The following is a 15,748-nucleotide window of genomic DNA, read 5'->3' on the forward strand; positions in this document are numbered from 1 at the left end:
TTCGTATGATGAAATTTTTAGGTTTATTACTGGTATGTAGTGTTTCTTTATTAGCTGCTCAGGATTTTCAAGCATTTATTAAAGGAGGCATCATTGCTTCCCAAGTACATGGTGATCAATTATCTGGTTTTAATAAAATGGGACTTACCGGTGGATTGGGTGTGGAGTATCCTTTTCCTAAATTTAATGCGCGATTGGAAATTCTTTTTTCCCAAAAAGGAAGCAGGAAAAATCCCACCAACGAAGACCCAACAAAATATCTTATGCGTCTAAATTACGTAGAAGTTCCCTTACTCATATGTAAATTTTTTAACTCTACCATTGGTGTTGAACTAGGAACATCTAGTGGTATTCTTTTGAAAACAGACAATGTCGAATGGGATATCAATGGACAAATCGTGGCTCGACAACCCTTTCGCCGGTTTGAATGGGCTGGACATGTGGGTTTAATATACATGATCAATGAGCATTCACAAATTCACATGCGTTACAGCAACTCAATATTACCTATCAGACCTTATCCCTCTGGAACCTCATCGTATTATTTTTATGATAGAGGCCAATACAACATTGTTATTTATTTTACTTATGAACACTACTTTAAAAGAAAAAAGTAAAAAAATTATCATAGCTGTAACTGGTGCTTCAGGAAGCATTTATGCTTATGAGGCAATTCGAATGTCGATCAAATCTGAGGCTGTAAAAGAAATTGCTCTAATTTTTTCATCATACGGAGAAAAGGTCTGGAAGTATGAAAATATGACTATTCCTGTAAGTGAGAAATTAACATTTTTTTCCAACGAAGATTTATTCGCGCCTCCCTCTTCGGGTTCAGCACTTTACGATATCATGTTCATTATTCCTTGCTCTATGGGTACGCTTGGTAAAATCGCTAACGGCATAGCAGACAACCTTATTACTAGAGCAGCTGACGTGATGCTTAAAGAAAAACGACAACTTTGGCTTGCAATACGGGAAACCCCTTACAATTCCATTCATCTAAAAAACATGAAAACTGTGGTGGATGCTGGCGGTGGAATATTTCCTCTTTCACCATTTTTTTATCATCATCCTCAAGAAATTGCGGATCTTATTCAACCCCTCGTATCACGATTACTGCATCTTGCTGGTATCGTTGAACCTATCATACAATGGAAAAAATGAAAAGAAAACCGTTTTTGTATGAGTATGATGTTAAAATTTTGCTTGTATTCGAACAGGCCATAGCCGGAAAATCTGATTATTTTTATTTTTTACTTGAAAATGGTTATCCAGAATTAGCTGCTTTGGCCAATTCCATTCGAGGAGACCAAAAAGCTTTCAAATGGCTACTCGAACATCATTATCCCGAACTAGCTGCATTGAGTGATGCTATAGATTCAGAAGAATCAGCCATGGCCTGGCTCTTGAAACACAACTACCTTTTTTACGGGATTTTTGCCGATGCCTGCAGAGGTGTTCAGCCAGCGCGGGAATGGCTCAAAAAAAATGGTGGTGAAATCTTCTTAAGAATAGCGACGACTGTATATGATTTGCTCATCGAACAACAAGATATGTCGTGGGATTACCATAAGTTACGTTTGTAAAAAGAAATATTTTTTTGCATTTTAAAAAAATGTATAACTTTGCAAGCGTTTTTTAATTGACTCAGTAGCTCAGCAGGTAGAGCACATCCCTTTTAAGGATGGGGTCTTGGGTTCGAATCCCAACTGGGTCACATTTTTGAGCAATTTTTTTAATATAAAACAATATCCAGTGGCTGATGAGGTAAGCCAAAAAAATCTGTGATCATAGAACTGACGAGCTTACCTTTGTATAAGTAAACACCATTTCTAAACCCAACTGAAGCTTTAAGATATTCTTCAATTCCTCCTTCATCCGCTATGTCTACCATCAAAGGTGTAAAAAAATTACTTAAAGCATAGGATGCGGTTTGTGGGTACTTGGATGGAATGTTAGGCACACAGTAATGGATAACATCATAATAAACATAATAAGGCTCGTTGTGATTAGTTAAACGAGAAGTCTCAGAACATCCTCCCTGATCTATACTGACGTCAATAATCACAGATCCGGCTTTCATTTCCCTAACCATTTCTTCTGTAATCACGATAGGTACTCGACCTTTATCAGAATGCAATGCACCAAAAACCACATCTGCTGATTTCAATGCCTTAGTGAGCACTTTTGGATGAATGATAGATGTAAAAACCGATCTTCCTAGTGCCATCTGAAGACGACGTAATTTATACATCTGATTATCAAAAACTTTTACCTCAGCTCCAAAACCAAGTGCAGCTTTAGCAATATAGGTACCTACTGTTCCAGCACCAATGATTACCACCTCACAAGGACTAATTCCGGAAACAGCACCAAACAATTTACCTTTACCAATGTCGTTTCTGCTAAGCAGCTCAGAGGCTATTTGGACAGCAGCCATTCCGGTTATTTCACTCATAGCAACCAAGACAGGAAAGAAACCACTGTTATCCTTAATAAATTCCAATGCAATAGCTGTTACCTTATGCTGAATGAGCTTTTTAAAATAATCCACATTTTGCATCGTAACATGAAGAGCAGAGAAAATCATTTGATTTTCACGAAGTTTATCAATTTCCTCATGCAACATGGGAGCAACCTTAAGAATAACATCACACTGATAAACTTCATCTGCTGTCTCTACAATTGTGGCACCAGCCTCTATATATTCATGATCAAAAAAATGGGCATTTTTCCCAGCATTACTTTGAACTATGACATCAATTCCATTTTGTACAAGAATTCCCACACCGTCAGGTGAAAGTGAAACTCGATTCTCTTGAAATGCAATTTCACGAGGAACTCCCAAGGTAAAGGTTTTCTTTTTACGAGGCAGTTCAATTTTTTCTTCCACTGGCAAAAGCTGCCCCGCAGGACCTAAATAATATTTTGATTTTTCACTCATGTGGTAATTCAATTATAATTTTACGCTCAAGGGGATCTAAGGTGTCTTTGATACGAACATTAATTTTTTTTACATCAGCTAATATGCCCTCGAGCTTCTCTGCCCATTCTATAAGAACTATTGAATCATCTTCCAAGATTTCATGCAAACCAATTTCTAATGCTTCTTTCTCATTCGATAATCGGTAGGCATCAACGTGATAGATTTTCTTATCCTTGCTTTCATATTGATGAATAATAGCAAATGTAGGACTTCCTATGTTTGCTTCACCTCCACCCAGTGCTTCAACAAGATGACAAATCAAGGTCGTTTTGCCTGCCCCTAATTGTCCATAAAAAGCCATAACGGGATGCTTCTGAACAAGAACCCCCATAATTCTAGCCACCCATGGAATATCGGTTAAATACACTTTCTCGAATTGAATAATCATATCTGATTTATTTTGGTTTCATAAAAACATAAGGAACCAAGATTTCCTCCATAGAAATCCCTCCGTGCTGAAAGGTGTTCAGAAAATAACGCTCAAATTCACCTTGCCTCGTGGGGTAGACAAAATAATCGGATGACGTACAAAACATGTATGAAGTAGTAACATCAGGCTTAGGCAGATAAAATGCCTCGGGATTCTTAATTTGATAAACCTTACGTTCATCACATTTTAGATTTCTTCCATACTTGAAACGAATATTTACGTTTGTTTCTCTATCAGCTAGAATACGTACTGGTTTTTTCACCCTGATATTGCCATGATCGGTTGTGAAAAAAACATGATATCCCTTTTGTCCTGCTAACTGAAGAAATTTAAAAAGTAAACTATGTTCAAACCAAGATCGAGTAGTTGCACGATAAGCACGCTCATCTATAGCCAATTCTTTAACGAGCTCAACATTGGTTTTGGCATGTGAAAACGTGTCTACAAAATTGTATATTACAACCAAGAGTGGATATTTTAGAAGTTCGTTGGCTTTTTCAAACATCTGTCTTGCCCCGTTAGCATTTAATATTTTTACAAATTCATGCTTAAGGGTCAAACCAAAACGTTTGAGATATTGTTCAAAAAGTTCAGGTTCATATTTGTTTCGAGAAATTTCTTCTTCATCATCAACCCAATAGAGGGGATATTTTTGTTTGATCTGCAAGGGCATAAGCCCGCTAAATAACGCATTACGTGCATATTGAGTAGCAGTTGGTATAATGCTCAAATATTTTTCCTCTAGATCTATGTAGAAGTACTCTTCCATTAAGCCCTTTATCGCAAGCCACTGGTCTAACCTGACATTATCGATCACTAAAAGCAAGTTTTTTTCATTTTGTCCAAGAAGAGGAAAAAATCTCTTTGCTAATATGTTGTGAGACATGATTATTTCAGAATCCATTATGAAAGAAAGGTAATTGTCCATGTAAAACTTAGCAAAACTCCTATTTGCATCGTCTTTTAGGGCCCATAAGGTTTCCTGTAATTCATGAGAAACGTCATCCATAGAAATTTCCCTCATGACCAGATCATAATAAAAATTTTCCCAATCTTCTAGTGATCGAAGGAACTGCAAGCGTTGTTGAAATTCGTTGAATTCAGCTGGGAAAGAACGCACAGTTTTTTCTTTAATAAGCTCTTGTTTGTCAAAATGTTTCTTGAGTACAGCTAACAACTGATGAAGATTGATGGGTTTGATTAAATAGTCAGAAATGCGAGCTGCAATAGCTTGATTCATCAAACTTTCTTCTTCACTTTGTGTAATCATCACCACAGGAACAAAAACATGTATTTTTTTCAAATCCTCCAGGAATTCCATCCCCGTTTTGCCAGGCATGCGCTCATCTAGAAAAATGATATCAAATTTCTCCCGTCTTAGCAAATCAATGGCATCGACACCATTAGTCACAGAAGTAACTTCGTAATTTCTGGCCTCAAGAAATTGTATGTGAGTTAAAAGAGTTTCAATTTCATCATCAACCCAAAGTATACGATATCTTGATTTCGACATAAAGTATATTTTTGCTACAAATCATTGTTTTACAAAATTAATGAAAATAACGTTTCATGAAAAGTAAAATTGTAAATGATCCAGTGTATGGATTTATTACTATTCCAGGAGGTGTAATAGCCGAAATTATAGATTCGCCTTGTGTTCAAAGACTTAATCGTATTCATCAATTGGGTTTTTCGTATTTGGTCTACCCCGGAGCAACTCATACACGCCTGGGGCATACCATAGGTGCCATGCATCTGCTACAACAGGCTATTCATATTCTTGAACACAAAGGTGTTTCCATCACTCCAGAAGAAAAGACAGCAGCACTTATTGCCATAGTCTTGCACGACACAGGACATGGACCTTTTTCGCATGCTCTCGAAAGGCAATTTTTTACTCATCACGAACAGATTTCAAAAGCCTTTTTCAATCAACTTAAAATCAAATACCCATCCGAGGTATCTTTAGCTCTTGAAATATTCAACAATACTTACTCCAAGCCATTTCTCCATCAACTTATTTCCAGTCAGCTAGATGTTGATAGGCTTGACTACCTTACTCGCGATAGCTTTTTCACTGGAGTATCTGAAGGAGTTATTGGAACAGATCGTATCATACACATGCTTTGCCTTGCAGGTCAAGATCTAGCTATAGAAGAAAAAGGAATCTATTCAATTGAAAAATTTATTGTGGCCCGAAGACTTATGTACTGGCAAGTTTACTATCACAAAACCGTTGTTTCAGCTGAAAAAATGATTAACTCTGTGATTAGTAGAGCTAGAGATTTGTTAGTTTCTAACAGGAATGTATTTGCATCACCACATTTACTTTATTTTTTACAATCAAGACCATTTCAAGAAAACATTGACGAAGAATTTTTATTGCACTTTACATATCTTGATGATAGTGATATTTTATCTGCTCTAAAAGTTTGGCAAACCGATGACGACCCCGTTCTTTCATACCTTGCAAAATCTATGATTCATAGGCAACTTTTTAAAACTCAATTTTTCAAAGAAAACATTCCTTTCGAATGGTTAGAAAAAATTAAAAACCTTATTCGCACCTATTTTAAAGTACAGGAAAACGAAACCAACTACTTCATGTCTTACGGCAAAATCGAAAACAATGCATACAATTCCTTTCAAGATAAAATCTGGATTTTGATGAATAGTGGAGAAAAAGCCGACATAGCAGAAGTTTCTGAGCAAATGAATAAATTTATTAAAGAATACACAAGTGTTAAATATTATCTGACCCTCCCAAAAGAAATTTGGAAGTTCTTAACATAAATTTTGATGAAAACACCATATGAATTTGCACTTCATGCTTATTATTTGTTGCATCAAATTCCTGAAGCCTCAGGTAATGAAAAAAAAACAGCTAGCACATTACTTCAATTGATTGAAGAGCTAAAGCCCGATATCCTTTTATCACAAGTAGGCGGCAATGGTATTTTAGCATTGTGGAAAGGAAATAGTTCGCTAAATCCAATCATTTTGCGATGCGAAATGGATGCTGTCTATTCCCTAGAAGAGGAAAAATACTTACACCTTTGTGGTCATGATGGACATATGGCTACTATGCTTGGAGTAGCTTGTTACTTTCGTAGCAATAGCACTACGTTCAAGAGACCGTGGGGTATATTATTTCAACCATCCGAAGAAAATGGAAAAGGAGCTCAACTTATTATACAAAGCGGTATTTTAGAACAATACAAACCTCACTGCATGATTGGTTTTCATAATATTCCCGAATATCCACTTGGGCAAATTATTTCTAAACCTAATTATTTCAGTGCCACGGTCAAAAGCTTTTCAATCCAGTTAAATTGCTTTGCCACACATGCATCCCAATCACCAAAACAAACATTGCTTGATGCTATCTTTTATCTTCATGAGGGTTTAAAAGGATTATGCTACGAAGATAATTTCAATTTCTTTAATTATACGCCAATTTGCATTGAAATGGGATCGTTGCATTATGGTGTAGTTCCTTCGAAAGCGTTTTACCATATTACACTACGAGGATCTTCACCCGAACTGCTTGAAAATAAATTAAATGCATTTTATGGTCTATTACAAAGTGCATCTAATAGTTTTGGTTTTCATATCAACTATGAGGTTGTAGAGTACTTTCCTCCAATATCTAATGATTTATCATTATATCGTTTGCTAAAAGAAACAGCAAAAGAAATGAATTATCAGTTTATCGAGTCTCATAAACCTTTTCCGTGGGGAGAAGATATGGGCTATTTTGCTCAATATTTTCCAACTTGCTTTTTTTGTTTAGGTAGCGGAACGGATAAATCTTTACACACGAAGGAATTTTACTATCCTGAGCTTCTTCTTCACAAAGGAATCATTTTTTTGGTGTCTTTGATAAAGAAAATGGAAAAAGAATTATAAAAACCTCAATTGAGTTGTGGATCAGAGGGTAGAAAAGTCCAAAAAAGATAGTCCTTACCAAGATGATATATCATCCTTTTCCATAAATCATGAGGAGGAATCGAAAGAAGCTGATCAAGATTGGGAGGGATGACAACTGCCCATGTATTTTCTTGTAATTCTCTTTCTAATTGCCCTGGTCCCCAACCACTATAACCCATAAAAAAGCGATATTCATTCTCTTTTAACTTTCCCCCCTCTAGAGCATCAAAAAAATCATTGACATTACCGCCCCAGTAGAGAGAACCTCCTATATTCATTCCTCCACGTATGATGTCAGGTCTCCTATGAATAAAAAAGATACTTTTCGGATCAACCGGCCCGCCAAAATAAATATCAAGTTTTATTCCAAGAGCATCAAATAAATCACTCTGAACACCTTTAAGCATTTTATTTAAAATAACACCAAAACTTCCTTCATCGTTATGTTCGATCAATAAAACAGTTGTGCGATGAAAGTATTTGTCTTGCAAAAGTGGTTCTGCAACCAAAATTCTCCCTGTTAAAGGTTTGATGGAGTTGAACTTGATTTCGAACATTTCAGCGTTTCTTTTATATATTTGACGTTAAAAATTAACAAAAGTTATTCCAATCACAAAAAAATGAAAAATTTTACATTTCTCGCCCTACGTAACAAGTATCCAGATTTTTACTTCACTGATTTTTCTTTTTCTTGGACTAATAAAAAAACTCTACAACTTAAATATAGTTATGCCATTCCACCTGACTGGGAGTTTAACCCGGAAGTCCGAATTACTTTCGGCGACAATCTAAGCATGCAAGATATCCACTTGGAGGTTTTTGTTAAAGCTATTGGGATGATAGAACTTATAAGTTACTGGAAAGCTACCTGTTCACCCAATGTCTACTTGGCTCCATTAAAACTTCTGCCTGAAGAAATAGATTTTTGGTTAACCGTCTTCTATTATGGTCTGGGTGAGTTTTTTTACAAAAACAACATAACCACATCCCAAGAGGATTTCTTGAATTTTAAAGTATCTACTCTCAAAAAAAAACATATTTTCGAGTACCCATTTGAGGATAATAAAATAATTGTTCCTATAGGTGGAGGAAAAGATTCCATTGTAACATTGTCCATTCTTAAAAAACATGGTTATGAAGTCATACCATTTGTTGTAAATCCATCTGAAACAACTAAAAATATTCTTCGTCTAGCAGGTTACTCTGAAAAGGATAGTGTTTTCGTTCACAGAGAAATTGACCATCGTCTCTATATCATGAACGAACGTGGATATCTCAATGGTCACATTCCATTTAGTGCTGTTCTGGCCTTTTATTCTATCATGATTGCAGCAATGGTTAAAGCACGTCATATTGCTCTCTCCAACGAAAGTAGTGCCAATGAAAGTACCATCCCCGGCACTCTCATTAACCACCAGTATTCAAAAACGTTTCATTTTGAGAAGATATTTAGAACATATGTCCATAACCACATGTCTCCTACCTCAAATTACTTTTCTTTTTTAAGACCTTTGAATGAATTACAAATTGCAGCACTATTTTCACAAATGCCGGAGTTTCATGCAGTCTTTAGAAGTTGCAATGCCGGAAGCAAGAAAGGTATTTGGTGTAATGAATGTCCGAAATGTCTCTTCACACATATCATTCTCTCTCCCTTTTTAGAACCTTCATACATACGCAATAATATAGGATTACACACCTTTGACAATGAAAATCTAAGCCAAGAATTACTTCAACTGATAGGTCAAACCGAAGAAAAACCTTTTGAATGCGTAGGCACCATGGACGAAGTCAAAACTGCTTTAGCTTTTATTTTACAATATCGATTTGATGGAAAACAATTACCTGTTCTACTTGATAAAGTCGCTAGATTTATATCTTTTGAAAAATCCCAAGATATTAATCATTTTTTGAAGCAATTCAACCCTGAACATTTTTTAGAGAAACCATTTGAAAACATTCTTCGTCATGAATTGGAACAACTTTCAATTTACTGAAACTTTTAATCACGTTCGTATTCTTATTGCAGGTTTTGGTAAGGAAGGTATAAGTACTTATCATTTTTTAACAAAATATTGCAAACCCAAAAATATTTTTATCACCGACGACAATCCATCCATAACAAAAGGATTTAATATTCCTTATATTCCCTTTTCGGAATTTTCGAACATATCATCGAACATTGATCTGATCATCAAATCTCCTGGTTATCCATTAAGACAACTCCATGTTTTTCCGCCAGAAAAAATAACATCACAGACCGATTTATTCCTTCGATGGTTCCACTCAAAAACCATCGGAATTACTGGAACTAAAGGTAAAAGTACTATAAGCTCCTTGATCTATCACATTATCAACGGAAACGGTAAATCGGTCTTGCTTGCTGGAAACATAGGTATTCCTGTGTTTGATTTGTTTGAAAAAGATGAGCCTGAATGGGTTGTATTAGAACTTTCAGCCAATCAACTTGAAATCATTCATCGTTCACCCCATATTGCTTTGCTCAATAATATTTACGAAGAGCATTTAGATTATTTTGGAAGTTTTGAAAGCTATGCTAAAGCTAAAAGTAACATTTTGCTTTATCAGAGTTCTATGGATTATGCCCTTATTCATTACTCACTCAAAAATTTTTCCGTTGTACCCATGATTCAAAGCAATCTTTTGGCATATGGGTATCCTTGTTGTTTTAGTTCTACACCAGGTATAGCTTTGGATGAGAAAAATTTTATTTTTTATAACAATCTCTTAAGCAAAAAAATTATTCCTTTCCAAAAAGACATCATTCCTTTGGTTGGAAAACACAACCTCGAAAACATAAGTGGTGCATTACTGGCTTGTCACTTAGTTGGAATTTCGTTTGAAACGGCTATTGAATCCATCTATACCTTTAAACCCTTACCACACAGACTTGAAAAAGTTGGAACTTTTCGTGGCATTACCTTCATCAATGACTCCATTTCCACCATTCCTCAAGCAACCATCCATGCACTGACATCACTTCATAACGTCCATACTCTTATCTTGGGCGGATACGATCGTGGTATTGATTATCACATTCTAATTGATTATTTTTTGCAATATCCCAATCAACCTGCAACTATTATTCTCTTAGGTCAGGTAGGAATTAAACTGCAAGAATACTTTAAAAAATTTATGATTCCGCAATCATATTACTTTGCAAACAATATGGAGGAAGCTGTGAAGCTTGCTTACGAACACACGCCCGCAGGAAAAGTTTGTCTATTATCCCCCGCTGCTTCATCGTATGATCAATTCAAGAACTTTGAAGACAGAGGCAACCAATTTAAAGAATGGTGCATAAAACTTATGTAAAATATTTAAAACTAATTTGCTTTTTGTTTTTTAATGTTGTATATTTACCAAAAAAATTTTTAGTCATATGAAAAAATATCTATTTTTATTCATTTTAGTAGTTTTTTGTAAACCTCATCCCTTTTTTGCTATTGATTCATTACGTGTTCTTTACAGAAACTTTTACCAGCTTCAGGTCAAACAAAAAGAACTCCAAGAACAAATAAAAAATTTAAATAAGCTGACAGATTCAATGATGACCAATGATGAAAAACAATTTAACATAATCCAGCAGGAACTAAATGCTCAAAAAAAACAAACGGAAGAATTCAACGCACTTATCAATCAGAACAAAGCAAATGACAAAACTCTTCAACTGATGTGGATACTGACACTTTTAGCACTCCTTCTTTTTATTGTTTTGATGGTAATAATCTTTTTGAGTTTTCGCAAAAGAAACAAGGAACTAAAAAATGATTTAAAAGCTGCGATAGAGGAATTTCAGAAAAAATTTACTTCACTTTCTTCAAGCGTAAACGAGGATTTGCAAAAAATTCAGCAAAATTTAACTGCCGAACTCACTACAGCAAAAAATTTCTTTGAAGAATTCAAAGCTAAAATAGTAACCGATATACATCAACTCACAGAAAAACATGTCCAGGATATTGAAAAACTGCAAAGCGAACTTCTTCGTTTACAAAACGAAGGAAAAGAACAATGGAATGCACTGAAAAATGAAATCGAACTGTGGCAAGCAGGATTCAAAAAAGAGCTCCAACAATACGAAGCCTCATTAACAAACTTGCAAGAAGAGTCTCGAAATGGTTTGAATAAAATTGAGTCTTTTGTTCATCAAACTAAAAATTACCTTGAAGATGAATTGAAAAAACTTTTAAATCAATTTGAGAAATTCAACACTGAGGAAAAAAAGTCATAAGAAACATCATTCGATATACACTCGTTTAACGCGTCGACTGATAGTAGTGAAAATTTCATAAGGTATTGTTCCTAGAATTTGAGACAATTCGATGACAGAACGATGGGTACCAAAGATTTCTGCTTCATCTCCCGGGGCAACATGAGGAAGATGTGTGACATCGATGAATGTTGTATCCATGCAAATATCTCCAATAATAGGTGCTTCTTTTCCATGTATGTAAACCTTCCATTGTTCATTTCCAAGCTTTCTGTTCAATCCATCTGCATACCCTATAGAGAGAATGGCAATTTTACGAAGTTTGTTCGATATTGCACGTCTATTATATCCGATAGATTCACCTGGTGGAATATTTTTGATTTGTACAATAGGAGCTTTCAACACAAGAACTGGCTGCAGATCATTATAGACATCTTTCACCAGCGTAACGCCAAGCAAGGAGATGCCAAGTCGCACCATATCCATCGACATTTCGGGAAAACGAATGGAAGCAGCCGAATTGCATATATGTTTTAGAAACGGATAACCTAATGTTTTCTCCAATCGCTCCACAATATTTTGAAAAACGCCATATTGTTGTCTTGTAAAATCATCATGCTGAGGATCGTCGGCTGCAGAAAAATGAGAAAATACAGAAGCAACTTTCAGTTGAGGATTTGAAACTAGTAATTTTAAAAGTTCTGAAAGTTGATCTTGAGTAAAACCCAAGCGATGCATTCCTGTATCAAATTTTAAATGTATTGAAATGGATTTATCTAACTCTATCATTTGATTTCGAGTAAAATTGATTAAAGCATGTAAAATGTGAAAATCGTAGATTTCAACCTCCAAATCATGCTGTAATATATCGAAAAAGTCATTTTCAGCAGGTTCCATGATCATAATGGGTAATTTAATTCCAGCCCTTCTTAACTCAATTCCCTCATCAGTATAAGCTACTGCAATGTAATGTACGTTACGCTTCGAGAGAAAACGAGCTATTTCGATACTTCCACCTCCATACCCAAAGGCTTTCATCATAGCCATAATCCGTACACCAGCTGGTAATTTTTTTCTTATTATTTCCAAATTATGAGCAATGGCCTGTAAATGGATTTCCAATCTAGTCTTTAAAAGCTTTTCTTCAAGCAAAGCACTTATGCGTTCAAATCCGAAAGAACGAGCAGCCTTGAGCAAAATAACTTCATCGTGAAAAGAATCTCGGCAAATTGTTTTAAGAAAGTCTTCCGTACGTCCATAATGTTCAAAAAAACAATCATGAATGGGTTTAAATTGTTGTAATTGTTCTCCGATGGCAATAAGTCTATGAACTCCAGCTTTTTGAAGATGCCTTTGCAAAAATTCATGAAACTCTTTGATTTCAATACCTGTTTGAAAAATATCTGAAATAATTACTGTTTTTTTTCTATTTTCAAATCTAGAGAGTACATCAAATGCTATAGTCATCGAATTCAAATCGGCGTTATACGTATCGTTGATGATAATGCAGTTGTTTCTTCCTTCTTTAACCTCCAAGCGCATCTCCACAGGTTCTAGCTTGAATATTTCTTCTTGCAACTGCTCGTGAGAAAATCCCAGTTTCCTGAGCAACACGTAAACATGAAAAATGTTTTCAAATGAACCTTGATCGGAAAAAGGAATAGACAACGTATGAACATTATTTTCAAACCTGAATAAAACCTTGCACCTAAATGCTTCAGTACTAATGCTTAAAATTTCACATATGTCGGATTCTTTATGTCCCCACGAAACACGTCTATCATTTTCAATTCCTAACCAATCTAATGCATTTTCAATTTCTTTATATGAAGATCGGTAAACAATCAAATGTGCATCTTTGAAAAGAAAAGCTTTTTCACGTGCTTTTTCTTCAAGTGAAGTAAAGTTAGCCTGATGAGCCGTTCCGATATTGGTAAAAATACCAATTTGAGGTTCTAGAATTTTTTGAAGTTTCTGCATCTCTCCAGGTTGAGAAATACCGGCCTCAAAAATACCATAGGTATAGTTCTTACCATGAGCCATCAATACCGATAATGGTACTCCAATTTGGCTGTTATAGCTTGCCGGACTTCGAAAAATATGCTTCTTTGTGATAGAGCCCAGAATTTGAAAAAGCCATTCTTTGACTACTGTTTTGCCATTGCTGCCAGTGATGGCGACGATAGGGAAATCAAATCGAGAACGAAAATAGATAGCTAATTCCTGTAAAGCTTCGATAGTATCAGAAACGACAAAAAAATTAATATCCTCAAACGATGATGATGGGATCTCTTTCTCCACTAAAAATGTTCTGACACCTTTTCGATAAGCTTCATCAATGAAATTATGACCATCATGATGTGGGCCTCGAAGAGCTACAAATAAAACGTGAGTAGATTTTTCAGGCAAAGAACGAGTGTCCCACGCTAAATACCGAACTGAGCAATCATGAAGTATTCGATAAGAAATCGGTTTAAGAATGTTGACTATATCTTCGTGGGCCAAAGTAATTTCGATCATGACAATTCTGAAGCATTAAGTCTGCGTTGAAAAATTTCTATTCCGAGTAAAATGGCCTTTGTCAGAGAACGCTCGGAAGCTTTGTTCTGACCAGCTATGTCATAAGCAACTCCATGAGCTGGAGAAGTTCTCACAATAGGTAATCCCATGGTGTAATTAACGCCTTCCTCCCAACCCAATAATTTAAAAGGAATAAGAGCCTGATCGTGATACATGGCAAGTAAACCATCAAATTGCTTATGACGATAGGAACCAAAAAAACCATCTGCTGGGTATGGCCCAAAAACATTCAATTTTGAACTTACAAAGGCAGATTGGATGGCAGGAATGATGATCTCTTTTTCTTCTTGTCCAATAACACCTCCATCCCCAGCATGGGGATTTAATGAAAGAACTGCTATGTTGGGATTAATAATTCCAAAATCATATAATAGTGATTGGTAAAGTAAATTGATTTTGCTCAATATTCTATCAATCGTAATGTGAGAGGAAACCTCTGAAATTGGGACATGTTCAGTTACCAACCCCACCTTCATATGTTCGGATACCATTATCATAAGGTGATCTAACACTGAGAATTTCTGGGCAAGATAACCCGTATGCCCACTAAATTCTTTTGAATAAATCTGACATGTTTTTTTATTAAGGGGTGCAGTTATTAAAATATCGATTAAGCCTTTCTTGGCATCTTCGATTGCTTGATCTAAAGCCAACAATGCATACTTGCCGGCAATCTCGGTAGCATTTCCTACATCAATTTTAATTTATTATTGTGTTAGGTTATATATGTAAATTTTTCCGGGACGAATGGATGATATATCTTTTGTAATATTAATTACATACTCTGGCAAATTGAGTAGTTTTCTATAGTAAGAAATGGCTCTAGAACTCCCATAAATAACGGGAGTACACAACTCAAGTAACGCAGGATTGGCCAAGGATTTTAGAATAATTTCATAACTGATCCCATTAATGTCACCATGGGTGATACCAACAACAGGCAAAGTTTTATTTTTGTTCAACATATGGAATTTAATCTCAGGCAAAGGTAGAAAATAAATCTTTACGGTATGATACGTAAGAAAAAGCCAGAAGAACTAAACCGCCTTAGCATAGATGAATACAAAAGAAAAACGAAAGTTCCTTTTGAAGTTGTGCTGGATCAAGTTCGGAGCGAACACAATGTTGGTTCAGTTTTCCGAACATGCGACGCATTTCTTATAGAAAAAATTTACCTTTGCGGTATAACCCCAGTACCTCCTTCTTCTGGAATCCATAAAACTGCCCTTGGGGCTACAGAATCTGTTGATTACGAATATCACTCTTCAACCAGGAATCTTCTTTTAGAATTACGTAATAAGAAAAAAATGATTGTAGGTCTTGAACAAGTCAACGATAAAAGTCTTCTTCTCGATCACACTTTTTCTTTTAGATCACCTGAATTGATACTTGTGATTGGTAATGAAATGTTTGGTTTATCTGAAGATATTTTGGATCTTTGCGATTATTTTATCGAGATACCACAATTTGGAACAAAGCATTCTCTGAATGTTAGCGTCGCTTTTGGTATTGTCGCATATGCTTATTTTACAGAATTCTATACCCTATATAAGAAATAATTTTTTTGGGTGAATAAAAAAAAATATTATTT

The 15,748-nt window shown here is 35.4% G+C and carries 16 protein-coding genes and 1 tRNA gene; 10 read left to right on the forward strand and 7 right to left on the reverse strand.

Going from position 1 to position 15,748, the window contains the following annotated elements:
- Positions 1–5: 5 nt before the first annotated feature.
- From N2Z72_06775 to N2Z72_06790, 4 genes are all read left to right on the forward strand, one after another.
- On the forward strand, positions 6–617 hold the full coding sequence (locus tag N2Z72_06775; protein ID MCX7697378.1) for a PorT family protein: 612 nt from the start codon (positions 6–8) through the stop codon (positions 615–617).
- Positions 589–1,164 (forward strand): UbiX family flavin prenyltransferase, encoded by a 576-nt coding sequence (locus N2Z72_06780; GenBank protein ID MCX7697379.1) that lies wholly within the window; start codon positions 589–591, stop codon positions 1,162–1,164. Before N2Z72_06775 ends, N2Z72_06780 begins: the two co-directional genes overlap by 29 nt.
- Entirely contained in the window at positions 1,161–1,586 is a 426-nt protein-coding gene (locus tag N2Z72_06785) for a hypothetical protein (GenBank protein ID MCX7697380.1), read from the forward strand. The genes N2Z72_06780 and N2Z72_06785 overlap by 4 nt, the downstream gene beginning before the upstream one ends.
- Positions 1,587–1,644: 58 nt before the next feature.
- Positions 1,645–1,717: transfer RNA gene (locus N2Z72_06790), tRNA-Lys, on the forward strand.
- Positions 1,718–1,735: 18 nt separating this feature from the next.
- On the opposite strand, the gene N2Z72_06795 is transcribed toward N2Z72_06790, so the two are convergent.
- From N2Z72_06795 to N2Z72_06805, 3 genes are read right to left on the reverse strand one after another with little or no spacing between them, the layout of a single operon-like run.
- A complete protein-coding gene (locus tag N2Z72_06795; GenBank protein MCX7697381.1) occupies positions 1,736–2,944 on the reverse strand; it encodes an alanine dehydrogenase in 1,209 nt (402 codons plus the stop codon).
- Entirely contained in the window at positions 2,937–3,374 is a 438-nt protein-coding gene (tsaE, locus tag N2Z72_06800; protein ID MCX7697382.1) for a tRNA (adenosine(37)-N6)-threonylcarbamoyltransferase complex ATPase subunit type 1 TsaE, read from the reverse strand. The genes N2Z72_06795 and tsaE overlap by 8 nt, the downstream gene beginning before the upstream one ends.
- Positions 3,375–3,381: 7 nt before the next feature.
- Complete coding sequence (locus tag N2Z72_06805) at positions 3,382–4,929, reverse strand: bifunctional response regulator/alkaline phosphatase family protein (GenBank protein MCX7697383.1); 1,548 nt, start codon at positions 4,927–4,929, stop codon at positions 3,382–3,384.
- 56 nt (positions 4,930–4,985) lie between these two features.
- On the opposite strand from N2Z72_06805, the gene N2Z72_06810 reads away from it, so the two are divergent.
- Together N2Z72_06810 and N2Z72_06815 are read left to right on the forward strand one after the other, a co-directional pair.
- Positions 4,986–6,209 (forward strand): HD domain-containing protein, encoded by a 1,224-nt coding sequence (locus tag N2Z72_06810; protein MCX7697384.1) that lies wholly within the window; start codon positions 4,986–4,988, stop codon positions 6,207–6,209.
- 6 nt (positions 6,210–6,215) lie between these two features.
- On the forward strand, positions 6,216–7,325 hold the full coding sequence (locus N2Z72_06815; GenBank protein MCX7697385.1) for a M20/M25/M40 family metallo-hydrolase: 1,110 nt from the start codon (positions 6,216–6,218) through the stop codon (positions 7,323–7,325).
- Positions 7,326–7,330: 5 nt separating this feature from the next.
- On the opposite strand, the gene N2Z72_06820 is transcribed toward N2Z72_06815, so the two are convergent.
- On the reverse strand, positions 7,331–7,903 hold the full coding sequence (locus tag N2Z72_06820) for a YqgE/AlgH family protein (protein MCX7697386.1): 573 nt from the start codon (positions 7,901–7,903) through the stop codon (positions 7,331–7,333).
- Between the two features lie 63 nt (positions 7,904–7,966).
- On the opposite strand from N2Z72_06820, the gene N2Z72_06825 reads away from it, so the two are divergent.
- The 3 genes from N2Z72_06825 (at position 7,967) to N2Z72_06835 (ending at position 11,598) form a co-directional block, all read left to right on the forward strand.
- On the forward strand, positions 7,967–9,343 hold the full coding sequence (locus tag N2Z72_06825) for a hypothetical protein (protein MCX7697387.1): 1,377 nt from the start codon (positions 7,967–7,969) through the stop codon (positions 9,341–9,343).
- Positions 9,315–10,682, forward strand: a complete 1,368-nt coding sequence (murD, locus tag N2Z72_06830) for a UDP-N-acetylmuramoyl-L-alanine--D-glutamate ligase (protein MCX7697388.1) — start codon at positions 9,315–9,317, stop codon at positions 10,680–10,682. The genes N2Z72_06825 and murD overlap by 29 nt, the downstream gene beginning before the upstream one ends.
- Positions 10,683–10,749: 67 nt before the next feature.
- On the forward strand, positions 10,750–11,598 hold the full coding sequence (locus tag N2Z72_06835; protein ID MCX7697389.1) for a hypothetical protein: 849 nt from the start codon (positions 10,750–10,752) through the stop codon (positions 11,596–11,598).
- 6 nt (positions 11,599–11,604) lie between these two features.
- Here the strand turns inward: N2Z72_06835 and N2Z72_06840 are convergent, their stop codons facing one another.
- Genes N2Z72_06840 through N2Z72_06850 form a run of 3 tightly spaced genes read right to left on the reverse strand, consistent with a single transcriptional unit; the run spans position 11,605 to position 15,122 of the window.
- A complete protein-coding gene (locus N2Z72_06840) occupies positions 11,605–14,097 on the reverse strand; it encodes a bifunctional UDP-N-acetylmuramoyl-tripeptide:D-alanyl-D-alanine ligase/alanine racemase (GenBank protein ID MCX7697390.1) in 2,493 nt (830 codons plus the stop codon).
- Complete coding sequence (gene pdxA / locus N2Z72_06845) at positions 14,094–14,855, reverse strand: 4-hydroxythreonine-4-phosphate dehydrogenase PdxA (GenBank protein MCX7697391.1); 762 nt, start codon at positions 14,853–14,855, stop codon at positions 14,094–14,096. The genes N2Z72_06840 and pdxA overlap by 4 nt, the downstream gene beginning before the upstream one ends.
- Positions 14,856–14,864: 9 nt before the next feature.
- Positions 14,865–15,122, reverse strand: coding sequence for a hypothetical protein (locus N2Z72_06850; protein ID MCX7697392.1), 258 nt, complete (start codon positions 15,120–15,122; stop codon positions 14,865–14,867).
- Between the two features lie 48 nt (positions 15,123–15,170).
- On the opposite strand from N2Z72_06850, the gene N2Z72_06855 reads away from it, so the two are divergent.
- Positions 15,171–15,716 carry an RNA methyltransferase gene (locus tag N2Z72_06855; protein MCX7697393.1) on the forward strand — a complete coding sequence of 182 codons (546 nt, stop codon included), beginning with the start codon at positions 15,171–15,173 and terminating at the stop codon, positions 15,714–15,716.
- Positions 15,717–15,748: the final 32 nt, after the last annotated feature.

Source organism: Bacteroidales bacterium (genome assembly GCA_026418905.1).
GTDB lineage: Bacteria > Bacteroidota > Bacteroidia > Bacteroidales > DTU049 > JAOAAK01.

Bases quoted from the DNA above. Each gene is read 5' to 3' on its own strand.
- N2Z72_06795 (MCX7697381.1), bottom strand. From the start codon at position 2,944: ATGAGTGAAAAATCAAAATATTATTTAGGTCCTGCGGGGCAGCTTTTG.
- N2Z72_06820 (MCX7697386.1), bottom strand. From the start codon at position 7,903: ATGTTCGAAATCAAGTTCAACTCCATCAAACCTTTAACAGGGAGAATT.
- N2Z72_06805 (MCX7697383.1), bottom strand. From the start codon at position 4,929: ATGTCGAAATCAAGATATCGTATACTTTGGGTTGATGATGAAATTGAA.
- tsaE (MCX7697382.1), bottom strand. From the start codon at position 3,374: ATGATTATTCAATTCGAGAAAGTGTATTTAACCGATATTCCATGGGTG.
- N2Z72_06815 (MCX7697385.1), top strand. From the start codon at position 6,216: ATGAAAACACCATATGAATTTGCACTTCATGCTTATTATTTGTTGCAT.
- N2Z72_06850 (MCX7697392.1), bottom strand. From the start codon at position 15,122: ATGTTGAACAAAAATAAAACTTTGCCTGTTGTTGGTATCACCCATGGT.
- murD (MCX7697388.1), top strand. From the start codon at position 9,315: ATGAATTGGAACAACTTTCAATTTACTGAAACTTTTAATCACGTTCGT.
- N2Z72_06835 (MCX7697389.1), top strand. From the start codon at position 10,750: ATGAAAAAATATCTATTTTTATTCATTTTAGTAGTTTTTTGTAAACCT.
- N2Z72_06785 (MCX7697380.1), top strand. From the start codon at position 1,161: ATGAAAAGAAAACCGTTTTTGTATGAGTATGATGTTAAAATTTTGCTT.
- N2Z72_06840 (MCX7697390.1), bottom strand. From the start codon at position 14,097: ATGATCGAAATTACTTTGGCCCACGAAGATATAGTCAACATTCTTAAA.
- N2Z72_06810 (MCX7697384.1), top strand. From the start codon at position 4,986: ATGAAAAGTAAAATTGTAAATGATCCAGTGTATGGATTTATTACTATT.
- N2Z72_06780 (MCX7697379.1), top strand. From the start codon at position 589: ATGAACACTACTTTAAAAGAAAAAAGTAAAAAAATTATCATAGCTGTA.
- N2Z72_06775 (MCX7697378.1), top strand. From the start codon at position 6: ATGATGAAATTTTTAGGTTTATTACTGGTATGTAGTGTTTCTTTATTA.
- N2Z72_06825 (MCX7697387.1), top strand. From the start codon at position 7,967: ATGAAAAATTTTACATTTCTCGCCCTACGTAACAAGTATCCAGATTTT.